Source organism: Rodentibacter trehalosifermentans (assembly GCF_002000545.1).
Classification (GTDB): domain Bacteria; phylum Pseudomonadota; class Gammaproteobacteria; order Enterobacterales; family Pasteurellaceae; genus Rodentibacter; species Rodentibacter trehalosifermentans.
The window spans coordinates 18,451-43,648 of record NZ_MLHL01000015.1 but is presented as its reverse complement, the minus strand read 5'-3'; the positions used below and the strand labels follow the sequence as shown (position 1 = coordinate 43,648).

Here is a 25,198-nt window from a genome sequence, read left to right as displayed (position 1 = left end):
GTGTTATGAATTATTACTTAGGTATTGATTGCGGTGGAACCTTTATAAAAGCCGCACTCTTTGATACCACCGGGAAATTACAGGGTATGGCACGCCAAAATGTCTCGGTGATTAGCGAACAATCCGGCTATGCCGAACGGGATCCGAAAACCTTATGGCAAATCACCGCACAAGTGGTGAAAACGGTCATTGAACAAAGCTCGGTTGATGCTCAACAAATTAAAGGTGTTGGTATTTCAGCCCAAGGAAAAAGCGCCTTTTTTTTAGATGAGCATCAACGTCCTTTAGGGCGGGCCATTTTATCCTCGGATCAACGTTCCTTAGAAATCGTCAAAAACTGGCAAGCCTGCCAAATCCCGGAAAAACTTTATCCTTTAACCCGACAAACATTATGGACAGGCCACCCGGTTTCTATTCTTCGTTGGCTGAAAGAACATGAGCGGGAACGCTACGATCGTATCGGTAGCATTTTAATGTCTCACGATTACCTACGTTTTTGCCTCACCGGTCAATTATTTTGTGAAGAAACCAATATTTCCGAATCCAATCTTTATAATATGGAAACGGGTCAATATGATATTGAACTGGCAAAATTATTAGGTATAGAGGAAGTTTTTGATAAATTGCCGCCTATCATCAAACCTAATGAAATTGCCGGATATGTCACTCCACAAGCCGCTGAAATCACCGGATTAGCAGCAGGCACGCCGGTTGTTGGAGGCTTATTTGATGTGGTTTCAACCGCACTTTGTGCCGGTTTAGATGATGAAGAAAAACTCAACGTGGTACTGGGGACTTGGTCTGTTGTCAGCGGGATCACCGATCATATTGATAATCGACAATCCATTCCTTTTGTCTATGGGCGTTATGTAGAAAAAAACCAATTTATTGTACACGAAGCCAGCCCTACCTCATCAGGCAATTTAGAATGGTTTTTAAATCGTTTTAAACCACTGGATTATCAAACCCTCAATACTGAAATTGAAGCCTTACCTCCCGCCTCAAGCACTGTATTGTTTGTGCCTTTCCTCTATGGTTCTAATGCGAAATTAGGGATGCAAGCGGGCTTTTACGGATTGCAAGCGCATCATACGGAAATCCATTTACTTCAAGCCGTCTATGAGGGCGTGTTATTTAGTCTCATGCACCATTTAAAACGAATGACACAGCGTTTTCCTCATGCAACAAAACTTCGAGTAACAGGGGGCCCGACTCAATCCAAAGTGTGGATGCAAATGTTAGCGGATTTAACGGGAATGCAATTAGAAATTCCCTTAGTTGAAGAAACCGGCTGCTTTGGTGCGGCTCTCGTAGCGATAGAGGCTATTGAGGGAATTGATAAAAAGCGCCTGTTAAATTCAACAATGAATACCTTTACACCCAATAAAGCAAACTTCAACGCCTATCAGGAAAAATATCAACGCTATTTGAAATTTGTTCAAGCATTAGAAACCTTAGTTTGAGGTTTTATTGCAACAAAAAATAAACCGTATTTGATGAATCATCAAATACGGTTTTCTTCTATGAGAAAGAAAGACCTAGAACAATTTATAGATTTAAATCCCAAGTATTACCGCATAATATCAAAAAAATCATAAAAAATTCACCACACCTATCATTTCCCTATTCTTTTTTCAAGAGAAAAATGCCTTGTTCTGAGAGGTTGACGTAGGCTTGTTTGAGATCGGCATTAAAATCTTCCGGTTTGCAATTAACCAGTAAATCTTTCCCCCCCCAACAAGCTACCACTTCCCAATGGTTTCCCATATAGACGGCGCTTTTTATTTCGCAACGTTGCGCCTCAGTGCCTTCCGGTGATAGATAAATCGCTTCAGGACGGATGCCCACTAAACATTCGCCATCCGGTAAACCGAATTGCTCACTGTGAGAAAGGGTTATTTGGTAGCCATTAATCGTTACCCTATGCTTTTCTAATCCCCCTTCGAAAATACTGGATTCCCCCATAAAATTCGCCAAAAACAAGGAATTTGGACGACGATAAAGCTCTTTTGCCGGGGCTTTTTGCATAATTTTACCTTTATGCATCACAATCACTTCATCCGATACGGCAAAGGCTTCCGTTTGATCGTGGGTCACATATAAAGAGGTAATACCTAAACGTTGTTGTAATTCACGAATTTTTTCACGCATAGAACGGCGAAGGTTCGCATCGAGGTTACTTAAGGGTTCATCAAATAATAAGACTTTAGGTTTTAACACCAAGGCACGCGCTAAGGCCACACGTTGTTGTTGCCCTCCGGAAATTTGATCCACATAGCGGTCTTCAAATCCGCTTAAATCCACTAATGCTAAGGCTTCTTTCACACGTTGGCGGCGTTCTTCTTTCCCCACCCCTTGCATTTTTAAGCCGTAGCCTACGTTATCGCCAATTGACATATGAGGAAACAGCGCATAAGACTGAAATACAATACAAATATCCCGATTTTGTATGGAGGATTTCGTCACATCTTCACCATCAATAAAAATTTGACCGGAAGTTGGGTTTTCAAGCCCTGCGACCAAACGCAAAACGGTGGTTTTTCCACAGCCGGAAGGCCCAAGCAAGGTGACCATCGTGCCTCGTTTGATGGTTAAATCTAAATTATCAATCACAACCGCCTGACCAAACGCTTTGGTGATGTTTTTCAATACTAAAAAATCATTGTTCATCTTAACTACCTTTTAAAACTTGTCATTTTTATACCGCACTTTTATGGATTAGCGGGGTATTTAATTCATTTTTTTCGCCTTTGAGCGACTAATACGGGTTTCGCCCACAACCCAATCGAAGAAGAGAATAATTGCCATCATCACGACAATTAAAATAGAGCCATAGGCTATCGCCACACCATATTCCCCATCTTCCACACGATTTAAAATATAGGAGGTGGCAACACGGGTGTCGGCAGTAACGAGGAAAACTATCGCACTGACCGTTGTCATAGATCGTACAAAACTGGTGACTAATGCCGACAGCAAGGCCGGTTTAAGCAATGGCAATACAATAAACACAATGGTTTTAAAGGAACTGCCTTTCAGTGAAAGTGAGGCTTCATCGAGAGATTTATCTAATTGCCCTAAACCTGCAATGGCAGCCCGCATTCCCACCGGCATATTTCGCATCACCATAGAAAGAATGATAATAAGCCCGGTCCCGGTGAGATAAATCGGCGCATTATTAAAGGCAAGAATATAAGATACCCCTGCCACCGTACCGGGTACAGCAAAGCAAAGTAAGGTTAAAAATTCTAAGGTTTTCTTGCCTTTGAAATCACGGCGTACCGTAATATAAGCGATAAGCAAACCAAAAAGTGCCGTAATCGGTGCGGCTGCCGCTGAAAATAAAACGGTTTGAATAAGCGATGGCCATGCTCCATCACTAAAACCTTGACCAAATAACGTCTGGTAATGTTTCAGCGTTAAACTGTAGTCCACCCCCCAATTGGCGGTAAAACTGCCATAGAAAATACTGCCGTAAAGCACCACATTGAAAAGCACCCAAACGCCTAAAATCAACATGACTGCATATTTCATTAATTGAGGTAAATCCTGCACCTCACCACGATAGGATTTTCCTGAAACCGTCACATACGAACGGTTACCAATCCAAAGATATTGGAGCACAAAAATGGAGAGTGAAAAAATCAGTAATAAGCTCCCCAAGGTACTGGCTGAAGCATAATCCAACTGAGATCCTGCAATAAAGAAATAAATTTGCGAGGAAATCACATCAAAACTGCCCCCCAGCACCAAAGGGGTACTAAAATCTGCGAGGGATTGAATGGCAACAACCAAGAAGGAATTGCCTAATGCAGGTTTCAGCAATGGAAAAATGATATTGAAGAAAGTTTGGTAACGGTTTGCCCGCAAGGTGTATGAGGCTTCTTCAATGGAAGGATGCACGGATTTAAGTGCCCCCTCTAAAATCATAAAAGACATGGGCGTCAGCGCAAGAGTATGCGCAATCACAATCCCGGTAAAACCATATAACCAGTTATTATTAAATCCCAGATATTCCACTAAAAATTGGGTCACATAACCTGAACGCCCAAGCATTAAGGTGACCCCTAATCCCACTACAAAAGGGGGCGTCACAATAGGTAAAATGGAGAAAATTTTACCGATAAACGCCGTACGCTTAGCAATGCGTGTCGTATAAAGGGCAAAAATTAACCCAAATAGCGTGGCTAAAACACCGATTGTGGCCGCCACACTTAATGAATTGACAATAATACGAACAATATAAGGCTGCTGAATGATGGTTAAAAACTGCATTGGCACAAATTCCGACCCGTCATAAAACATCGAGATAAAAATGGCGAAGGTCGGATAGACAATAAAAAAGAAAATCATCAACACAATACTGATAAGCGAGGCAATAATAAATTTATCACCTTGCATGATTTTCATTTTCGCCAACGCATTTGTTGCCATGGCAATCAACGATACCACCAAAACAAAAATGGAATAACCCAAACTGATTTTGGCGATTGTCGCAGAGATAAAAATAAATGCAAAAATTGCGCAAATGAGTGAAAACTCAATAAAGCCTTGTGAGTACGCCTTTTGCTTGAAAAAAAGGGAAACTAACGGCACTAAAAATAATGCCCCAAACCAAAGCCAAGTTAAATTAGGCGTTGCCCACCCCATCGCCGCCAACACCTCCTCCGAGGTAGATTCTGCGATACCATAATAAAGTGCCGTAGAAGGCAAACAAATAAATCCAATAACAGCAATAGCAATCCAAACCCCATTGCCGCTAAAAAGCGCCAGCTTTCTCATTAATACCTCCGAAAGGCTATTTGGCATTTTTTTATAGTATAAACGAAATACCCACGCTACCAATTCATTCCCGTATTTATATCTACGATAAACAAAATCAAAGTGCGGTCAAAATTTGGGAATTTTCAACCGCACTTTAAGCATATTATTTCGCTAATTTAATTTCTTGTACCCATTTTTCAATCAGACGTTTACGCTCTTCTGTGGCGCCATATTTCTCAAAGTCGTAATTGATTAAATTGAGTTTGGTAGGATCAAAAGCAACGGGGGATTGCTCTGCCGTGGTATTGGTAAGAATTTGTAGGGATTCGCCTTGTTTCCAAGCTAACTCTTGCCCCTCTTTCGAAAGCGCCCAATCGACAAACAATTTCGCATTATCGAGGTTGCGGGCACCTTTAAGGATACTCACCCCGCCTAGCTCATAGCCGGTACCTTCACAAGGTACGATTAATTCCAACGGTGCGCCTTGTTGTTTTTCTAGGGCATAATCGTGTAAGAAACCAATTCCGATGGCGGTTTCACCCCGTGCCGCATTGCGTGATGGAGCAATACCGGATTTGGTGTATTGGGAAACATTCGGATGAAGTTGTTTAAAGAAATCAAAGGCTTTGCCCTCATCCCAGAGTTGCACAAAGGTTGCAATGGCGGTATAAGCCGTACCTGAACTTTGAGGGTCTGCAATTTGAATTTCTCCTTTTAACTTAGGATCCGTTAAATCTTTCCAACATTTTGGCACCTCTCTGATCCCTAATTTAGCAAGACGCTCGGTGTTGACCCCAAACCCTAAAATCCCCATATAAATGGCAGAGACATAATGCCCTTTTGTTTTTGCCGGGTCACGGAAGGCTTCGACAATTTCAGGAATATGTTGAGATTTATAAGGCTCAATTAACCCTAATTCTGCCGCCTGTGCTTGCGGGTCAAAGGTGCCGCCAAACCAAACATCGGCTTGCGGGTTATTTTTTTCCGCCTCCACTTTAGCAAAGGTACTGCCCGAGCCGTTTCGAATAAAAGAGGTTTTCACATCATATTTCTCACCGAAGGCTTTTGTAGTGGTTTCACATAACACATTCGTGGCACTGCAATAAACCACCAAACGCCCTTTTGCATTGACGGCTGAAGAGAACATTAAACCGCCTGCTAAAAGTGCGGTTGAAAGAGAAAGCGAAATTTTATTGATTTTCATAGTTAAGACTCCGTTAAATACTAACGCCGAGATATTAGAATAAAATCAAAAACAATACAGTGATACCCCTCACAATTTTGCCAATTGATACTGAAAAATAAAGGTGAAATTGACCGCACTTTTCTTTATAATTCAGGGAATTTTTCAGCCCTCAGGTTATATCATGCCAGACTCATCTTGTATCATCATCGCTATCACCGGCGCTTCTGCCTCAGGAAAAAGTTCCATTGCCTCCACCGTTCATAAAGAACTTTGTAATGAACTGGGTTGTCAGCAAATTGGTATTATTGCAGAAGATAGCTATTATAAAGACCAAAGCCATTTAGAAATGAGCGAACGGGTGAAAACCAATTACGACCACCCCAACTCTATGGATCGTGATTTACTCATTCAGCATTTAAAAGATCTCAAAGCCAATAAAGCGGTGGATATTCCCGTCTATAGCTATGTAGAACACACCCGAACGGCAGAAACCACACATTTCACCCCGAAACGTATCGTCATTTTAGAAGGTATTTTATTGCTCACCGATGAACGGGTACGTCAGTTAGCCGATATTTCCGTGTTTGTGGATACGCCACTTGATATTTGTTTTATTCGCCGCCTACAGCGTGATATGGAAGAGCGCGGCCGTTCATTACAATCGGTGATTGACCAATATCGCTCAACGGTTCGCCCAATGTTTTTACAATTTATTGAGCCCTCTAAGCAATATGCGGATATTGTGATCCCACGAGGTGGTAAAAACCGTATTGCCATCAATATGTTAAAAGCTCAAATCCTTCATTTACTCAATCAAAAATAGGAGAAATTATGCGTCTTTGCGATACCGATATTGAACGCTATCTTGATGATGGCATTATTTCTTTAACCCCTCGGCCTGATAACAGTAAAATTAACGGTGCCACTATTGATGTGCGTTTAGGCAATTCCTTCCGTGTCTTTCGTGAACATTCTGCCCCTTATATTGATTTAAGCGGCCCGAAGGAAGAGGTGTCCGCACAATTAGAATCGGTGATGAGCGATGAAATTATCATTCCCGATAACGAAGCCTTTTTTCTCCACCCCGGTGTGCTGGCATTAGCCACCACATTAGAATCCGTCAAATTACCGGCCAATATTATTGGTTGGTTAGATGGGCGCTCCTCCCTTGCCCGTTTAGGGTTAATGGTACATGTCACTGCCCACCGTATCGATCCGGGTTGGGAGGGCAAAATCGTCCTTGAGTTTTACAACTCCGGTAAACTGCCCCTCGCCTTACGCCCAAATATGGTGATAGGCGCCCTGAGTTTTGAAGTGTTAAGCGGCCATGCCGCCCGACCTTATAACCGCCGCAAAGATGCGAAATATCGCAACCAACAAAATGCGGTGGCAAGCCGTATTGATGAGGATAAATAAATGAAAAAGATCGCAATAAGCCTGCTGATCGTGCTTGTGGCGATCTTTGCTTTTTTTTACATTCAACTTCAACAAGCCAAAAACCAGCTTACAACGCAACTCGCCCAACACAATATTTATGTGAAATCCCTTGAGTTCAACATGATTCCTCAACCGACTTTTACGATTGAGCAACTGAATTATCACGAGATTTCACTCAAACAAATTGAGGGAAAACTTGCCTTTTTCCCCTTAATCATCGGCGAACCAAAACTTGAACAGCTCGCAATCAATCAAGTTAAATTCAGTGAAAATGCCCTTAATTCAGCAAAAATCACCTTCGTTTTTTCAGATTTTTTACTGAAAAAATTATTCGCCAAAAATCTCTCCTTGAATGGAAAAAACCGCATTACCGTTGAATTTGAAAAGCCCATTTATGGAAAAAATAAAAGCTTTCATTTAAGCTTTAATAAAGGGCAGCTTACCCTCAATCAAGATAAGGAATCTTTACTTCAACTGGATAATGTCGCTTTAAACGGGCAGATATTAGACTATATCGAAGTCCATGCTGATTTCTCTAAACCTCACAAAATGCTGGCGGCTTATATCAACCCTGTCTGCACTACAGATTGTCTTGCGGTGTTAAAATTCAATAGCTTAGAACAAAAAAGTGCGGTCAGATTTTCCGGTAAAAATTTCCCAATGGCACCTTTACTCACCTTGCTCAGTTTTCCTAATACTATGAGCGGTACCACAGATTTTACCATTCAACTCACCTTTTTTAATGCAGAATTGATGCAAGGAAAATTTGACTTTAATGCCCGGGATGGCGAGCTTTTAGGGCTCAACTTACTTGATCTTGCCGCGCAGTATTTCCCAATTAACTATAATGATGATCTGCTCAAAGGAAAAAGTGTGAATACGGCTTATCAAAGCTTTCGCTCATCATTAAGCCTTAAAAATCATTTATTAAGTGTCAATAGCCTCCAGCTCAAAACCCCACTGCTTGTAGGCGAAGGGCATGGGGCAATTGATTTACACACGATGCAATGTGATATTAATCTCAACCTTTCCGCAACGAATGAAAAATATCAACGCCTAAAACTCCCTATTCGCTTTTTCGGCAGTTGCTATTCCCCTCAGTACAAATTGGAAATCAACAAAGATTTTCGCAAACAATTAAAAGATCTGATTAAAGAGAAATTGAAGTAATGTCTTTTTATCAACAAGCTGAAAAAATCCAAACTTGGCGGGTCATTGCCATGGCTTGTGCCGCCTTTGTCTTTAACACAACGGAATTTATTCCCGTTGCCTTGCTCAGCGATATTGCACAAAGTTTTGCTATGCAGCCTTCTGAAACCGGGTTGATGATGACAGTCTATGCCTGGACCGTGCTGCTGATGTCCTTACCCGCTATGCTGGCAACAGGCAAAATGGAGCGAAAAAGTTTACTTATTAAACTTTTTGGGGTTTTCATTATCGGACATCTTTTATCCATTATTGCATGGAATTTTTGGGTGCTACTGATTGCCCGTATGTGTATTGCCTTGGCACACTCGGTGTTTTGGTCAATAACCGCCTCCCTTGTGATGCGGGTTGCTCCAAAAAATAAAAAAACCCAAGCTCTCGGTATGCTGGCAATTGGTTCATCCCTTGCCACCATTTTAGGCTTACCCCTAGGGCGTTTAGTCGGGCAGCTTGTGGGCTGGCAAACTACTTTTGGCATCATTGCCCTCCTCGCTCTTGCCCTAATGTTTTTGCTTATCCGGCTTTTACCCCGTCTGCCCAGCAAAAATGCCGGCTCATTGGCAAGTTTACCGATACTTGCCAAACGCCCATTACTCATCGGGCTTTATCTCACCACTGCCATCATCATTACTGCGCATTTCACAGCCTACACCTATATTGAGCCTTTTATGATTCAAATTGGGCAATTTGATCCGAACCTTGCTACTCTTATTTTGCTCGTGTTTGGTCTATCCGGCATTAGCGCAAGCGTGCTTTTCAGTCGACTATACCGTTTTGCACCCGCAAAATTTATTTTGAGCGCAATAATCTTATTTACCCTTTCACTCGTATTTTTACTCAACGCAACCCATTATGCCGCCACCATCTTTATTCTCGCTTTTCTTTGGGGCATCGGCATTTCCTGTATCGGGCTTGCGTTACAAATGCAAGTGCTGAAACTTGCACCGGATGCCACTGATGTCGCCACCGCCATTTATTCGGGCATATTTAATGCCGGTATCGGTGCTGGGGCATTATTCGGCAGCCAAATGATGAATTATGTGGGATTGCAATACATCGGATTTAGTGGTGCTGCACTGGGCATTATCGGGTTAGTCATTTTCATTGTTTTCCACCTTCGTTATCCTCAGAAAAACATTTAGAAAAAAGACCGCACTTTATCTAAAGTGCGGTCTTTTTTTATCTTATTTTTATCAATCAATATAAAAACAAGCAATGAGCTTGCCATCAGGATAAAGGGATAAATTTGGTTTCTCTTCACGGCATTTCTCCGTGGCTTTCCAACAACGGGGATTAAAAGCACAGCCTTTTGGCGGATTAATCGGGCTTGGCAATTCCCCACTTAGTTTAATACGTTCACGACGTAAATGGGGGGAAAGACGAGGGGTAGCCGAAAGTAACGCTTGTGTATAAGGATGTTGCGGATGAGAAAAAATCTGCTGAGTTGTGCCCTTTTCTACACAACGTCCCAGATACATCACCATCACTTCATCAGCGATATGTTCCACCACGGAAAGATCGTGGGAAATAAACACATAAGAAAGCCCTAATTCCTCCTGTAAATCCATCATCAAATTGAGCACTTGTGCCCGCACGGAAACATCTAATGCGGATACCGGCTCATCGGCCACCACAATATCCGGATCTAACATTAACCCTCGGGCTATCGCAATGCGCTGTCGTTGTCCGCCGGAAAACATATGGGGATAACGAGCGTAAAATTCCGGACGTAGCCCTACTTTTTCCATAATCGCAAGCACTTTTTCCTTACGTTGTTGAGCGGAAAGTTTTGTATTGATGATAAGTGGCTCTTCCAAAATTGAGCCAATTTTCTTGCGTGGATTTAAAGAGGCGTAAGGATTTTGGAAGACAATTTGAATTTTCCGACGGCGTAGGGCTTTTGTCTCTGAATTATTCTCTAAAAAGTTTTGCCCGTTGTAATACAACTCCCCTTCGGTAGGTTGTTCAATCATAGCAAGCAAACGCCCCAAAGTGGATTTACCACAACCGGACTCCCCTACCACAGCAAGGGTTTTCCCTCTCTCTAATTGAAAGGAAACACCGTCTAAGGCTTTTACCAACTGAGGTTTTGCCAACAAGCCTTTTTTCACCGGATAGTATTTTTTTAACCCGATTGCATTCAATAAAGGCTCATTCTCTTTGCTAAGATCTGTCATTGATTATCCTCCTTTACAGCAGCAACCGGTTCCCCGTTGGCATTAAGTGGGGAGTGGCATTTCACTTTACGCTCACCAAACTGATGTAATTTTGGCTCAACCTGTCGGCAATATTCTGTTGCATAAGGACAACGAGGGTTTAGTAAACATCCACTTGGTCGGTCATAACGTCCCGGCACGACACCGGGCAGGGATTGTAGACGTGATTTACCTTCGGCAAATTCCGGTAAAGCGCGCAACAAAGCTTGGGTATAAGGGTGTTTAGGCGCACGGAAAATATCCTCAGCCAGCCCTTCTTCAACCACTTGACCGGCATACATCACCACAATGCGATGCGCTGCTTCGGCAACCAGCGCAAGATCATGTGTAATTAAGATGAGCGACATCCCTTCTTTTTTCTGTAAATCGAGTAATAAATCTACAATTTGTGCTTGAATGGTGACATCTAATGCGGTGGTTGGCTCATCTGCTATCAATAATTTGGGTCTGCAGGCAATCGCCATGGCGATCATCACCCGTTGGCTCATTCCACCTGAAAGTTGATGGGGATAAACATCAATGCGTGATTGTGGATCAGGAATCCCCACCAAACGTAATAATTCTAAAGTACGTTCACGGCGTGATTGTTTGCTTCCCCCTTCGTGAATTTTGAGCGCTTCCATAATTTGAAAGCCTACTGTATAGGCAGGATTGAGGCTGGTCATCGGATCTTGGAAAATCATGGCCACATCAGCCCCAATCAAAGCGCGCTTGTCTTTATCACTCAGTGTTAATAAATCTTTCTCTTCAAAAGCTAAGGATTTTGCCGAGACTTTTCCCGGATAATCAATTAACCCCATAATAGCGAGAGAACTGACGGATTTACCGGAACCAGATTCGCCCACAATACCCAGCACTTCCCCTTCTTCCACCTGATAACTCACGCGATCTACCGCTTTAAAAGCGGTATTTTTCTCACCGAAATGAACAGAAAGATCCTTGACTTCTAATAATGCCATTGCGCCCCCTATTGCTTCAATTTTGGGTCAAGGGCATCACGCAAACCGTCGCCCATTAAATTAAATGCTAAGACCAAAGATAAAATCACCAGCCCCGGAATGGTCACAAGCCAATTTGCCGCCTGCATAAAACTGCGGGCTTCAGAAAGCATTGTGCCTAATTCCGGTGTCGGCGGTTTGGCACCAATCCCAAGGAAGCCAAGGGTGGCAAGCTCTAAAATGGCATTAGAAATCCCCATAGTCATTTGCACAATCAGCGGGGCTAAACAATTTGGTAAAATCACAATAAACATCAAACGTAAAACACCGGCTCCCGCCACTTTGGATGAGGTGACATAATCCCGATTTTTCTCATTCATCACCGCAGCACGGGTTAATCGAACATAACTAGGAATAGACACCACGGCAATAGCCAATGTGGCATTGACCAAAGAAGGTTCAAGGATAGACACCACGACAATCGTCAGTAATAAGTTAGGAATGGCGAGCATAATATCAATTAAGCGCACAATTACGGTATCTAATGCCCCACCATAATAGCCGGCAATCAAGCCTAAACTTGTGCCCAAAAAACAAGAAAGGAGGACGATGATAAACCCGGCAAATACGGAAATTCTCGTTCCATAAATAATACGAGAGAGAATGTCACGACCGATATCATCAGTACCAAGCAAATAGGCCGCATTGCCGCCCTCATACCAAGCCGGAGGTAATAAGAGTGCAGTGCGATTTTGTTCAGCGGGATCAAAAGGGGCAATATAAGGGGCAAAGATACTAATTAGCGCCACGATTAATATAAAAATTAACCCGATGAGCGCTCCTCGGTTCTGCTTAAAATAAAACCAAAATTCCTGTAGAGGGGTTTTAGGCGCTAATATTGACGTCGTGCTTGTCATTTTTTCTCCCACAATTAATGACGAATACGCGGATTCACCACGCCGTAAAGTAAATCAATGGTTAAATTCACCACAATAATAATGGTGGCAATAATTAAAACAGAACCTTGTAGCACCGGATAATCCCGAGCATGAATAGCATCAATAATCCATTTGCCAATACCCGGCCATGAGAAAATGGTTTCTGTTAATACCGCACCGGAAAGTAGCTGACCGACAATTAATCCCACTACAGTCACCACAGGAATCAACGCATTACGCAAAGCATGCACAATGACAATGCGTATATTACTTAGCCCTTTCGCTTTTGCAGTGCGAATATAATCTTCACCTAATACTTCCAACATAGCAGAGCGGGTCATTCTGGTAATAATCGCAAGCGGTATTGTGCCTAAAACAATGGCAGGCAAAATCAGAGATTTCACCGCATTTTCAAACGCGCCTGGCACACCGGAAAGCCAAGTATCAATCAGCATAAAGCCGGTTGGCGTATCAATCCAAAAATCGTTCTCTAAGCGCCCACCTTGTGGTAACCCCAAGGAAGGCGAAACATATAAAATGAGAATGAGTCCCCACCAGAAAATGGGCATGGAATAGCCGGTTAATGAAATGGTGGTAACGGTATGGGAAATCCAGCTGTCTTTTTTTACGGCAGCAATTGTGCCAAGCATTACCCCACCAAGTAGCGACCAAAGCAAGGCAAAAAATGCCAGCTCGGCAGTGGCGGGAAACAGGGTAAAAAATTCCCGAAGAACCGGTTGTTGTGTCCGAAATGATGCGCCAAAATCCCCCTGAAGCACGTTGCCGATATAGTTGAAATATTGCTGATAGAGGGGAAGATCTAAACCTAATTGGTGCATCATTTGCTGATGGACTTCAGGCGTTAATCCTCGTTCACCCATCATAATTTCCACCGGATCCCCCGGAATGAAATGCACAAGGGCAAAGGTAACAAAAGTGATGGCGATAAAGGTTGGAATCACCATTAAAATTCGTTTGAAGATAAATTTAAACATTCAACCACTCTACTCAATATCAGAAAATCGAAGGAGTCGAAAAGGAAAAGTGCGGTGAAAAATGACCGCACTTTTGAATTAAAGCCGATAACCTAAAAATGAGCTTGGATTCTACCGCACTTTTTCCGCTTTTGCCAAATTACCAACAGTTATTACTCATTCTTTTCGAGAATATGTAAATATTCTGTTGTTGAACTTGCTTTGTAATTTCTATTTTCAGTTCGATCAGCTTTAAACCGCTGATAACCAGTCGTCACAAGGTCGTATTTCCCATACTGGGAGAAAATTTGTCTAATTTTTGACTCAGACATTAAGCCTTCATTATTGTAACTTAAAAATATATATTTGAAATTAGCTTGTCGGATCAATGCCTCAAACTCTTGTTCTACCATCACTTTTGAGCAATATTTAGACTTCAAATATTCTCTTAGCCCCGTTTTGCCTTTTGGCATAAAACTATCATACTCAGCAATAGTGTTGAGAAGATGATAATTAGCACCATACTGACGGCTATTATATGGCGGGTCAAGATACAAAATATCACCTGATATTTCTTTAATAAGTTTATTTGCATCTTTCTGAAAAACTTGGTGAGCATTTTCCGTTAAATCAAAATTAGCAGGTTCAAGGATCAAATCTTTCTCTGCTGATTTTTTGATTTGCTTTAGAAAAGCACCATAAACTGATGCTGTATTGGCAACTTTGTCGGCACTTTCAAGCAATGATGCAAGCAAAAAATAGTAACAATCCTCTGTAATTTCTTTATTAGTCATAAATTTATTGATTGCGTTTCTAATAGCATCAATCTTTCGTCCATTATTATCTTTAAAATATTGGCGTCCTTGTCCACCACCTAAGCAGTAATTTTTAAAAATAAATCCATCTTCTAATGGCAAATTATTTAATTCATCGATAATTTCTGAAGTAGAATCTATTATTTGATAATTACCAATATAATTTCGGTTAAGAATATAACTATATTTTTCAAGATCATTCGCAATAACCTGGCTAACATCTTTCTTCAATGTTCTAGAAACAGCCCCAGTTCCAGCAAAAAGATCAGCAAAAACTTTATTAGATAAGTCCTTCCCTACAACACTATGGATTTCTTTTTTTATCCAATTTGATAATTTAAATTTTGAGCCAATATAATTCATTACTCTTCCGGATATAATTTATTTAAAATAAAATTTGTCGCATGCTTAGATGCTTCATTAGATATTCTCTTTACGCAACTTTTACGATATTGAACGGGATCGTATTGATAGCACCCTACACAACCTAATTCTTGAGTATAATTTTCATCTCCCTTATAAAATGAATAGGGATTACCTAAAATATTCTTCGCATCCCACCTTTTATTAGTTTCTTTACAAGATTTACATATTTGGCGTTTTATATCATTTGCTGCTTTACATAAAGGTTGAAAATCTTCTAATTTCTGAGTTTCTATATTACTGACTCTATGATCATTTTTTCTTCCATCTTTATGATCTATCTCTATTTTGGTATTTTCAGAATTGCCATTAACCCCTAACATTACACATCTTTTATTTTTATAATGATTTTTAATATCTTGTCTAATATTTTGGTTAAAGGTCTTTCTTTGGTTAAATCCAACAAGACGAATAGCATCGATAGAATTCCCTTTTGTTTTCGTCTTATCAAGCTCTATAATATATTGTTTAGCGAGTTGAGAGCTTGCTCTACACCAACTTCCTCCATTACCTAATTTTAATACTTCATACTTTCCGCTAAATTCTGCCGAATCAACCCAGCGTGAGAAACCATTACTATCAGGATTTGCTAATTCTAGGAAAAGTTGCATTTTTGTCTTTTTAGTCATTAAAACTCCTTTTTAAATACCATAATATATTCATGTTTAAAAATATAATAATCACTTGATAATGCCCGATAACGCCATATTCCTTGCGTACCAAACTTTCCACGATTACCTTCAATATTTTTAACAACAATACCTTTTAATTTAACCTTAAAGTTTCTTTTTATCATATCCATACAATAGAAAGCCAAAGGCAACACTTCACTATTTTTATAAACATCACCAATAACAACTGCAAAGTATCGACCTTTATCTAAATATCTTAAGACATTCTGACAAACAATTTTAAACTTATTTATAAATTCATTAATATTGCTAATTTGAGAGAGGTCATTACAATCATTCGTAAACTTTATTATATCCATATATGGTGGGTGCATTAAAATAAACTGCACAGTTTTCTGAATTTTAGAAAATATTCTTTCCGTTTTCAAAAAATCCATTGAGTTACAATGCATTATATGAAAATCATTAAATCCAGAATCCCTCATCATATTATCAACATAAGTGATAATTTCTCTATTTATATCAAAGCCAATATACTGCCTATTTAGATTTTCACACTCAAATAATGTTGTACCACTACCCATAAATGGTTCAAAGACGACTTCATTTTCTCTTGTATAGCGTTTGATTAATTGATTTGGAATCTGCGGAATAAAATTACCATGGTAAATATTTTTATGTTTTCCTGTTTTGTTACGTTCATTAATTAACCATAGACTATTCGTATTAATATCTAATTCCCTCCAATTATTCAAATCAAGATCATTTATTTTCACAATAATTTTCCTCATATTAAATATTAATACTCATATTCCTCTAACTTTAATTCTTCATTTTCTATAAAGAACTCAATATATCTTAATTTTATCTTATTTAATTTATTAAAAGACTTAAATTCATTAATTAGATTAGAAAACAATTCTGATTCTTTTATATTGATTCTTCTTGATATTAATATAGGTGATAAATCAGAAGGATGATTAGGGAGATAATATTGATTAAGCCAATCAATATAACGCTGAATTTGACTTGTTATCCCTGAGTATGCTTCTGTTGATTTTAGCTCAATAGGCAAACATTCTCTATTAATTCCTTTCTTCTTTGAAATCAAAATATCTATGCGTTGCATACCAACACCACAAGATACCTCATTACCAATCCATTCAATAGATGAGCCTAAATAATATTCTATTTTTTGGATGATATAAGCCTGTAAATGAAACTCAAACTGATTATTTGAATGATATTTATCAAGTAGCCTTGGTAGTAAATCTATATGTTCTTTTCTGCCTTCATATTTTTTAGATAACAATATTGAAGAAATCTTTTGATTAGACAAATCAAATGAAAATGCATCACTATATAATATATTTTTATTATTTTTATTTCTCAGGAGTTGTCGCAACCGTTCAAATTCATAAATGGTAATCATTGTATTGCCACGATTTCCTTTTAATTTTCGGTAAATTAAACTCCATAGCATTTGATTAGGTGATATTATATTTTTTATTTCATCTAATGCTTCCCATTCTGTGATTCCTTCTTGATAAACTTCATAAGGCTTTATTTGCACTCGAAATGTTAGTGATTTCCCCAATTCAGAAGTTAGATATTGTTTTTCATCATAATTATCAAGAAAAACACTACTAGCGACCCTAAAAATGCCATAAAACTTACCTTCTAAAATGTTATCTTGCTTACTTTGTTGTAAATAAAAAATAACAAAATCATCAACTCTAATTCTATTAATATCAGCAATCATACCAACAATGTTATTCTCCGTTGTATGGTGAAGTCTAGATTTACCCTGTGCATTAAAATCAATATACTCAGTTCTCACACCAGTACCAGCAAACATATATTCAAGATGAATTTTAAATGTTTTACTGTTTACAATAAAAACGTGTGTTGTTGCCATAACTCTCAGCCCCTTAAAAAATTCCCAAAAATCTACCGCACTTTTTCCAATTTTGCCAAATGAACAATCAACCATTTTATGCCCTGTGCTTGGAAGGCAATTTGTAATCTCGTGTTATTATCGCTTCCTTCTACATTGATCACCGTGCCTAAGCCAAATTTTTCATGTTTGACTTTTTGTCCCATTTTCCAGCCGTTTTCAGCATCACCGGAAGCTGTCAATGAGCCGACTTTGGCTAAATTCATCGCACGGGTTACTGTTCCTCTCAGGCGAATTTCTTGGATACAGTCTTGCGGTAATTCTGCAATGAAACGGGAAGGTAAATGCCGCTCTTCTTTTGCATATAAACGGCGGCTTTCCGCATAAGAAATCGTGAGTTTTTGCTTCGCTCTGGTGATGCCCACATAAGCCAAACGTCGCTCTTCTTCCAAACGCCCCGGTTCTTCAAAAGAGCGGAAACTTGGAAATAATCCTTCTTCTACCCCCACCATCAATACCCGTGGAAATTCTAATCCTTTGGCGGAATGTAATGTCATCATTTCGACACAAGATTGATGTGGCGATGCCTGCTCTTCCCCCGCCTCAAGAGAGGCATGGGTTAAAAAGGCGGTCAGCTCCGTCATCTCATCGGCGTCGTCAGTTTTTACAAATTCACGGGTCGCGGTGACCAATTCTTCCAAGTTTTCGATCCGTACTTCACCTTTTTCCCCTTTTTCTTGTTTATACATGTCATACAAGCCGGAATGTTTAATCACAAAATCCGTTTGAGCAAAAAGCGGCATTTCTGATGTATCCAATGACAAGGAGTTAATCAGTTCTTGGAAACGTAACAAAGCAGTAGCGGCTCGGCTTGTAAGCCTATTTTCTTGTATAGCAAGCTGTATCGCCTGCCATAGGGTAATTTGGCGCTCACGGGTTAAGTTTCTCAAAATATCTAAGGTGCGATCACCAATACCACGAGGTGGGGTATTAATTACCCGTTCAAAGGCAGCATCATCTTGTCGGTTATTGATCAACCGTAAATAGGCCAATGCATCTTTAATTTCTTGACGTTCAAAAAAGCGCATACCACCGTAAATACGGTAAGGAATTTGGCTACGAATGAGGGCTTCTTCAATCACACGGGATTGGCTGTTGCTCCGATAAAGTACCGCACAATCGTCTAATTTTCCGCCGTTTTCAACCCAATCTTGGATTTGTGAGGCCACAAATTTAGCCTCATCTAATTCATTAAATGCGGCATAAATCCCTACCGGTTCGCCTTTTTCCCCTTCCGTCCATAAATTTTTACCGAGGCGATCCGAATTATTGGCGATTAATTCATTGGCACTATTTAAGATATTGGCCGTCGAGCGATAATTTTGCTCAAGGCGGATAGTTTCGCCATTAAAATCCTTGAGGAATTTTTGGATATTTTCAATTTGTGCACCACGCCAGCCGTAAATAGATTGGTCGTCATCGCCCACAATCATCACTTTGCCTGTTTGTCCTGCAAAAATTTTAAGCCATTGATATTGAATTTTGTTGGTATCTTGGAATTCGTCCACCAAAATATGTTGGAAACGTTGTTGATAACGCTGCAAAATCAGCGGTTTTTTTACCAATAACTCATAGGCACGAATTAACAATTCAGCAAAATCCACCAAACCTGCACGATCACAAGTATCTTGATAAATCTGATAAATTTTAATCCATTCACGCTCTTGGCGATCATTGAAATGCTCAATCTCTTGTGGGCGTAAACCTTCATCTTTTTTATTGTTGATATACCAACAAGCCTGTTTCGGTGGAAAGGCTTTCTCATCAAAGTTATGTAATTTCAACAGACGTTTCACTAAACGAAGTTGATCTTCTGAATCTAAAATTTGAAAATCTTGCGGCAACCCTACATCTAAATGATGCGCCCGCAATAAACGATGAGCAATACTGTGGAAAGTACCAATCCACATACCAAATAAATTTGAGTTGGAATATTGGCTTAAGGTAGCCTGAATACGATGACGCATTTCTGCTGCCGCTTTATTGGTAAATGTCACCGCCATAATGCTGCCTTCAGAAATATTTTCCACAGCCACCAACCAGGTTATACGATGCGTCAGCACCCGGGTTTTTCCACTTCCCGCTCCGGCTAATACTAAATAATTGCCAAGCGGAGCGGTTACTGCCTCACGTTGTTTATCATTCAAACCGTCAAGTAATTCAGAAATATCCATAGCGTTATTTATCTGTTTAAATTTACAGGTATTATAGACATTATTTTTCAATACCACAACGGAAAGATTCCAAACAGATCCGACTTTACAAAAATCGGGCAAGCACTTATAGTTTGAGGTCGGTTAGTCGGGGTGCAAGATCGCTGAGAAATACCCGTGAACCTGAAGCAGTTAGCACTGACGTAGGAAACTAATCTTCTCTTCCTCAAGGGCTGACTTACTTTTTTCTTTGATTCATAAATAAGTAAGGATTCATGATGAGCCATTATGCGCATTTAAAAAACATCTTAAAATTTACCGCACTTTGTGCTCTTTTAGGTTTCAGTTTACCCAAACACGCGGAAGCACAAGGCAAACTCGTTATTTATTGTAGCGTTCAAAACACGACCTGTGAGAAAGTTTCACAAGCATTTAGTAAAAAATATGATGTTGAAACCCAATTTGTTCGTCATAGCACCGGCACAGTGTTGGGTAAACTGAAAGCGGAAAAAGACAATCCCCAAGCGGATGTTTGGTATGGGGGAACTTTCGAACCGCACCTGCAAGCTCGAGATGCAGGTTTGCTTGCCACTTATCGTTCGCCTGAACAAAAAAATATCCTGCCTCAGTTCAAAAATTTGGTTGAGCAACGTGGTGATACCACCTCAATTATTTATTTGATGGAACTGGGTATCGGAGTCAATGAAAAATTGCTTGCCGAAAAAAACATCAAGACACCACAATGTTATTCGGATTTAGTCAAACCGGAATTCAAAGATTTGGTGCAATACCCCGACCCTCGTGTATCCGGCACCGGATATAGTATTCTTACCACCCTCATTGAAACTATGGGTGAAGATAAAGCCTTTGATTATCTAAAAGCACTCAATAAAAATATTTCCCAATATACCAAAACCGGTATGGCAACCAGCCATCTTTCAACAGGTGCGACCGCGGTGAATATTAGCTTTATGCATGCTTATGTGCGTGAAAAAGATAAAGGGGCACCGGTTGTCGGTATCCTCCCTTGTGAAGGCGTGGGCTACACATTAGGTGCGGCAAGCATTATCAAAAATGGACGAAATCTAGACAATGCGAAACGCTTTATTGATTTTGTGCTTTCTGCCGAAGCACAAGAAATTCCATGGCGTGAAGCCGATTCTTATCAATTACCGACAAATATTCATGCAAAATCACACCCTAACCTTCCTGATCCGATGAAATTAAAATTAATTGATATTGATTTCATTCGATTTGGTCACGATCAAGAAGCGAAACGCTTAATTGACCGCTGGATGAAAGAAGTGAAAGGCGAATAAAGATCTAACGAAAAGACGGGGCGGCTTATCCCCCGCCTCGTCTTGTTTACCTCAATAGGCTAACGGTAAAAACATCTAAAAAATCAACCGCTCTTTTCCGGTGTAAATATTTCCCTTGCCTTCCCTTGCAAATCCTATCAATGTCAGATGATGTTCTTTTGCCATTTTTACTGCCAAATCTGTTGCTGCAGAGATTGTAACAAGTAACTCAATCTCGGCAGAAACCACTTTTTGTACCATTTCATAACTTGCCCGACTTGAAGCGATAATAAAACCTTGAGGTTTGTCCGCTTTGACATACCAGCCGATCAATTTATCCAACGCTACATGGCGGCCGACATCTTCACGAATCGCAAGCATTTTGCCTTGTAAATCAAAAAAGGCACAGGCATGCGTTGCGCCCGTTTTTTTACCAAGCTGTTGGTGAGTTTGTAAGGTCGAAAGACAATCATCCAGTAAGTGGAGATCGAACTGAAAAGTGCGGTCTAATTTCGGCAAATTTTTATAAACCTGATTAAGTTGCTCTGTGCCACAAATACCACACCCCGTACGCCCGGTAAGATTACGGCGGTGTGCTTTAAGTGCCATAAATTGACGACTGGAAAGCTCAATTTGTACTTCAATACCGTTGCTTCCTTCAATTACATCAATCCCATAAATATCCGAAGGCTTTTCAATAATCCCCTCCGAGAGGGAAAAACCGAGGGCGAAATCCGCCAAATCTTGTGGTGAGCACATCATCACCGCATGAGAAATGCCGTTATAAACCAAAGAAACGGGAGTTTCAACTGCAAGAAGATCGCTTTTTTGTTGTAAAAGTGCGGTTAATTTTTCCGATGTTTTTAATTTTTTAAAAAAATCAATGGATTGTTCCATTGCGCCATTCATTACTAACCTGCCTATTGCCTTATGTAACAACAATGTTAATTATTTGATAAATTCGTGAGTTTGGTCACGCATTTTCGTGGATATAATGTATTTTGATTATGGATTTATCGTTAAAAAGTCGGTATCCTACGCCACATAAATTGATGTTTTTCCATACTCAATTTAATCCGTTGATTCGCATTATTCTAACGAAATCAACTCAATTTTCTAGATGAATTTCTTTACTATCCAATAATATCTCAACAATTTTTTGTTGAAAGGAGTGATTATGCAGGTCTCAAGAAGAAAGTTCTTTAAGATCTGTGCAGGTGGTATGGCAGGAACTTCTGCTGCGATGTTAGGTTTTGCGCCGGCAAATGCCTTAGCAGCACCGCGTGAATACAAATTATTGCGCGCTTATGAATCCCGTAACACTTGTACATATTGTGCTGTCAGCTGCGGTATGTTGCTTTATAGTACAGGCAAACCTCATACCGGCTTAAGCAGCTATACCGGTACAAATACCCGTTCAAAATTGTTTCACCTTGAAGGCGACCCTGACCATCCGATTAGCCGTGGTGCCCTTTGTCCAAAAGGTGCAGGCGCTCTTGATTATATTAACAGTGAAAGCCGTTCTTTATATCCTCAATATCGTGCACCTGGTTCTGACAAATGGGAGCGTATTTCTTGGCAGGATGCAATCAAACGTATTGCCCGCTTAATGAAAGATGATCGCGATGCTAACTTTATCGAAACCGATGCAAGCGGGAAAACCGTAAACCGTTGGGCAACCACAGGGATTATGACCGCATCCGCCATGAGCAATGAAGCTGCGTTACTAACGCAAAAATGGATTCGGATGCTCGGGATGGTACCGGTATGTAACCAAGCGAATACTTGACACGGACCAACGGTAGCAAGTCTTGCTCCATCATTTGGTCGCGGTGCCATGACAAATAACTGGGTTGACATCAAAAATGCCAATTTAATTATCGTTCAAGGCGGTAACCCTGCCGAAGCCCACCCTGTTGGTTTCCGTTGGGCAATTGAAGCTAAGAAAAACGGTGCAAAAATTATCGTTATCGATCCACGCTTTAACCGTACAGCCTCTGTCGCTGATCTTCATGCTCCTATTCGTTCAGGTTCTGATATTGCATTCTTAATGGGTGTGATTCGTTACCTATTGGAAAACGATAAGATTCAGCACGAATATGTTAAACATTACACTAATGCCTCTTTCTTAGTTAATGAAGGCTTTAAATTTGAAGATGGGTTATTCTCAGGTTACGATGCAGATAAACGCAGCTATGATAAATCAACATGGAATTACCAGTTTGATGAGAATGGTCAGGCTAAACGTGATATGACCTTACAAAATCCACGTTGTGTGATTAATGTATTAAAAGATCATGTTTCTCGTTACACACCTGAAATGGTCGAGCGTGTAACCGGTGTAAAACAAAAACTGTTTTTACAAATCTGTGAAGAAATCGGTAAAACCTCCGCACCGAACAAAACCATGACGCATTTATATGCATTAGGTTTTACAGAACATACTATCGGCACACAAAATATCCGCTCAATGGCAATGATTCAGTTGCTATTAGGTAATATGGGGATGCCAGGTGGTGGTATTAACGCATTACGTGGACACTCAAACGTACAGGGTACAACCGATATGGGGTTATTACCAACTTCCCTACCGGGCTACATGCGTTTACCAAACGATAAAGACACCTCTTATGAGCAGTATATCAATGCGATTACGCCAAAAGATATCGTTCCCGGTCAAATTAACTATTACCGTAATACCTCAAAATTCTTTGTGAGTATGATGAAAACTTTCTATGGTGATAAAGCCACCAAAGAAAATGGCTGGGGCTTCGATTTCTTACCAAAAACCGATCGTTTCTATGACCCGATCACACATGTGAAATTAATGAATGACGGTCAAATGAACGGTTGGATTTTACAAGGCTTTAACGTATTAAACTCATTACCGAATAAGAACAAAACCCTTGCCGGTATGAGTAAATTAAAATACTTAATCGTGCTTGACCCGCTTCAAACAGAAAGTTCTGAATTCTGGAAAAACTTTGGTGAATCAAACGATGTGAATCCAGCTGAAATTCAGACCGAAGTATTCCGTTTACCAACCACCTGTTTTGCCGAAGAAGATGGCTCAATTTCCAACTCCGGTCGTTGGGCACAATGGCACTGGAAAGGTTGTGATCAACCGGGTGAAGCCTTACCGGATGTGGATATTCTTTCCATGCTCCGTGAAGAAATGCACGAACTCTATAAAAAAGAGGGTGGTCGTGGTATTGAATCCTTTGAGGCGATGACTTGGAATTATGCCCAACCTCATTCTCCAACAGCAGAAGAGTTGGCAAAAGAATTAAATGGTTATGCCCTTGAGGATCTGTATGATCCAAACGGTAATCTGATGTATAAAAAAGGCCAATTACTCAATGGGTTCGCTCACTTGCGTGATGACGGTACGACGACATCGGGTAACTGGATATACGTCGGTCAGTGGACAGAAAAAGGTAACCAAACCGCCAATCGGGATAATTCGGATCCGTCCGGTTTAGGCTGTACCGTGGGGTGGGGCTTTGCATGGCCTGCAAACCGTCGTGTCCTCTATAGCCGTGCATCCTTAGATATTAACGGTAATCCATGGGATAAACACCGTCAGTTAATCAAATGGAACGGTAAAAACTGGAACTGGTTTGACATTGCCGACTACGGCACGCAACCACCGGGTTCTGATGCGGGTCCATTTATTATGTCTGCTGAAGGGGTAGGACGCTTATTTGCGGTGGATAAAATCAATAACGGCCCAATGCCTGAGCATTATGAACCGGTTGAAAGCCCGATTGATACTAACCCACTCCATTCAAATGTCGTCGTGGATCCAACCGTGCGTATTTACCAAGAAGACCGTGAATTTATCGGTTCAAACAAAGAGTTCCCATTCGTGGCAACCACTTATCGTTTAACCGAGCATTTCCACAGTTGGACGGCACAATCTGCACTGAATATTATTGCCCAACCACAACAATTTGTGGAAATAGGCGAAAAATTAGCCGCAGAAAAAGGCATCCAAAAAGGCGATCTAGTGAAAATTACCTCAAAACGGGGTTATATCAAGGCCGTTGCCGTGGTCACCAAACGCTTAAAAGAATTGGAAATTGACGGTAAAACCGTTCACCACGTTGGTATTCCAATTCACTGGAATATGAAAGCCTTAAACGGTAAAGGTAATCGTGGATTCTCCACCAATACCCTCACACCATCTTGGGGTGAAGCCAATACACAAACACCGGAATATAAAACATTCTTGGTCAATATTGAGAAAGCGGAGGCATAA

At 40.4% G+C, this 25,198-nt stretch carries 20 protein-coding genes and 1 riboswitch; of the genes, 7 read left to right on the top strand and 13 right to left on the bottom strand.

Translation table 11 applies throughout. The annotated features are described in order from the left end of the window. Window positions 1-5 precede the first annotated feature (5 nt). Window positions 6-1,463, top strand: coding sequence for an FGGY-family carbohydrate kinase (locus tag BKK52_RS03120; protein WP_077474290.1), 1,458 nt, complete (start codon window positions 6-8; stop codon window positions 1,461-1,463). 160 nt (window positions 1,464-1,623) lie between these two features. Here the strand turns inward: BKK52_RS03120 and fbpC are convergent, their stop codons facing one another. The 3 genes from fbpC to BKK52_RS03105 all read right to left on the bottom strand — a co-directional run bounded on the left by fbpC (window position 1,624) and on the right by BKK52_RS03105 (window position 5,968). Continuing rightward, window positions 1,624-2,670 carry a ferric ABC transporter ATP-binding protein gene (gene fbpC / locus BKK52_RS03115; protein ID WP_077477852.1) on the bottom strand — a complete coding sequence of 349 codons (1,047 nt, stop codon included), beginning with the start codon at window positions 2,668-2,670 and terminating at the stop codon, window positions 1,624-1,626. A 60-nt stretch (window positions 2,671-2,730) separates the two neighbouring features. Next, entirely contained in the window at window positions 2,731-4,782 is a 2,052-nt protein-coding gene (locus tag BKK52_RS03110) for an ABC transporter permease (protein WP_077420787.1), read from the bottom strand. A gap of 145 nt (window positions 4,783-4,927) precedes the next feature. Further along, window positions 4,928-5,968, bottom strand: a complete 1,041-nt coding sequence (locus BKK52_RS03105) for an ABC transporter substrate-binding protein (protein ID WP_077420785.1) — start codon at window positions 5,966-5,968, stop codon at window positions 4,928-4,930. Window positions 5,969-6,131: 163 nt separating this feature from the next. Between BKK52_RS03105 and udk the strand changes: the two genes are divergently transcribed. Genes udk through BKK52_RS03085 form a run of 4 tightly spaced genes read left to right on the top strand, consistent with a single transcriptional unit; the run spans window position 6,132 to window position 9,735 of the window. Continuing rightward, the gene (udk, locus tag BKK52_RS03100; protein ID WP_077418073.1) at window positions 6,132-6,773 is read left to right on the top strand and encodes a uridine kinase; all 642 of its coding nucleotides are present in this window, start codon (window positions 6,132-6,134) and stop codon (window positions 6,771-6,773) included. Window positions 6,774-6,781: 8 nt separating this feature from the next. Beyond that, window positions 6,782-7,366 (top strand): dCTP deaminase, encoded by a 585-nt coding sequence (gene dcd, locus BKK52_RS03095; RefSeq protein WP_077420783.1) that lies wholly within the window; start codon window positions 6,782-6,784, stop codon window positions 7,364-7,366. After that, window positions 7,367-8,557 carry an AsmA-like C-terminal region-containing protein gene (locus tag BKK52_RS03090; RefSeq protein WP_077420781.1) on the top strand — a complete coding sequence of 397 codons (1,191 nt, stop codon included), beginning with the start codon at window positions 7,367-7,369 and terminating at the stop codon, window positions 8,555-8,557. Then, a complete protein-coding gene (locus BKK52_RS03085) occupies window positions 8,557-9,735 on the top strand; it encodes a sugar transporter (RefSeq protein WP_077420779.1) in 1,179 nt (392 codons plus the stop codon). Before BKK52_RS03090 ends, BKK52_RS03085 begins: the two co-directional genes overlap by 1 nt. Window positions 9,736-9,786: 51 nt before the next feature. On the opposite strand, the gene BKK52_RS03080 is transcribed toward BKK52_RS03085, so the two are convergent. The 9 genes from BKK52_RS03080 to uvrD all read right to left on the bottom strand — a co-directional run bounded on the left by BKK52_RS03080 (window position 9,787) and on the right by uvrD (window position 19,660). After that, window positions 9,787-10,770: a peptide ABC transporter ATP-binding protein gene (locus BKK52_RS03080; RefSeq protein ID WP_077473503.1), complete on the bottom strand. Its 984-nt coding sequence runs from the start codon at window positions 10,768-10,770 to the stop codon at window positions 9,787-9,789. After that, window positions 10,767-11,768 carry a dipeptide ABC transporter ATP-binding protein gene (gene dppD, locus BKK52_RS03075; RefSeq protein ID WP_077420775.1) on the bottom strand — a complete coding sequence of 334 codons (1,002 nt, stop codon included), beginning with the start codon at window positions 11,766-11,768 and terminating at the stop codon, window positions 10,767-10,769. Before dppD ends, BKK52_RS03080 begins: the two co-directional genes overlap by 4 nt. Window positions 11,769-11,776: 8 nt before the next feature. Next, window positions 11,777-12,664, bottom strand: a complete 888-nt coding sequence (locus BKK52_RS03070) for an ABC transporter permease subunit (protein WP_077420773.1) — start codon at window positions 12,662-12,664, stop codon at window positions 11,777-11,779. A 14-nt stretch (window positions 12,665-12,678) separates the two neighbouring features. Further along, on the bottom strand, window positions 12,679-13,680 hold the full coding sequence (locus tag BKK52_RS03065) for an ABC transporter permease subunit (protein WP_077473505.1): 1,002 nt from the start codon (window positions 13,678-13,680) through the stop codon (window positions 12,679-12,681). Window positions 13,681-13,832: 152 nt separating this feature from the next. Continuing rightward, the gene (locus BKK52_RS03060; protein WP_077473506.1) at window positions 13,833-14,837 is read right to left on the bottom strand and encodes a DNA adenine methylase; all 1,005 of its coding nucleotides are present in this window, start codon (window positions 14,835-14,837) and stop codon (window positions 13,833-13,835) included. Then, on the bottom strand, window positions 14,837-15,526 hold the full coding sequence (locus BKK52_RS03055) for a restriction endonuclease (protein WP_077473507.1): 690 nt from the start codon (window positions 15,524-15,526) through the stop codon (window positions 14,837-14,839). The genes BKK52_RS03060 and BKK52_RS03055 overlap by 1 nt, the downstream gene beginning before the upstream one ends. Further along, the gene (locus tag BKK52_RS03050; RefSeq protein ID WP_242650010.1) at window positions 15,526-16,305 is read right to left on the bottom strand and encodes a DNA methyltransferase; all 780 of its coding nucleotides are present in this window, start codon (window positions 16,303-16,305) and stop codon (window positions 15,526-15,528) included. Before BKK52_RS03050 ends, BKK52_RS03055 begins: the two co-directional genes overlap by 1 nt. Window positions 16,306-16,328: 23 nt before the next feature. Further along, window positions 16,329-17,522 carry an EVE domain-containing protein gene (locus BKK52_RS03045; RefSeq protein ID WP_207551795.1) on the bottom strand — a complete coding sequence of 398 codons (1,194 nt, stop codon included), beginning with the start codon at window positions 17,520-17,522 and terminating at the stop codon, window positions 16,329-16,331. Then, complete coding sequence (gene uvrD, locus BKK52_RS03040; RefSeq protein ID WP_077473509.1) at window positions 17,480-19,660, bottom strand: DNA helicase II; 2,181 nt, start codon at window positions 19,658-19,660, stop codon at window positions 17,480-17,482. Before uvrD ends, BKK52_RS03045 begins: the two co-directional genes overlap by 43 nt. A gap of 118 nt (window positions 19,661-19,778) precedes the next feature. Next, a riboswitch (TPP riboswitch) is annotated at window positions 19,779-19,866 on the top strand. 51 nt (window positions 19,867-19,917) lie between these two features. On the opposite strand from uvrD, the gene BKK52_RS03035 reads away from it, so the two are divergent. Next, complete coding sequence (locus BKK52_RS03035) at window positions 19,918-20,958, top strand: ABC transporter substrate-binding protein (RefSeq protein WP_077477847.1); 1,041 nt, start codon at window positions 19,918-19,920, stop codon at window positions 20,956-20,958. A 75-nt stretch (window positions 20,959-21,033) separates the two neighbouring features. Here the strand turns inward: BKK52_RS03035 and fdhD are convergent, their stop codons facing one another. Continuing rightward, window positions 21,034-21,846 carry a formate dehydrogenase accessory sulfurtransferase FdhD gene (fdhD, locus tag BKK52_RS03030; RefSeq protein ID WP_077420765.1) on the bottom strand — a complete coding sequence of 271 codons (813 nt, stop codon included), beginning with the start codon at window positions 21,844-21,846 and terminating at the stop codon, window positions 21,034-21,036. A gap of 268 nt (window positions 21,847-22,114) precedes the next feature. Here fdhD and fdnG point away from each other — a divergent pair, with 268 nt between their 5' ends. Continuing rightward, window positions 22,115-25,198, top strand: coding sequence for a formate dehydrogenase-N subunit alpha (gene fdnG, locus BKK52_RS03020; RefSeq protein WP_143530053.1), 3,084 nt, complete (start codon window positions 22,115-22,117; stop codon window positions 25,196-25,198).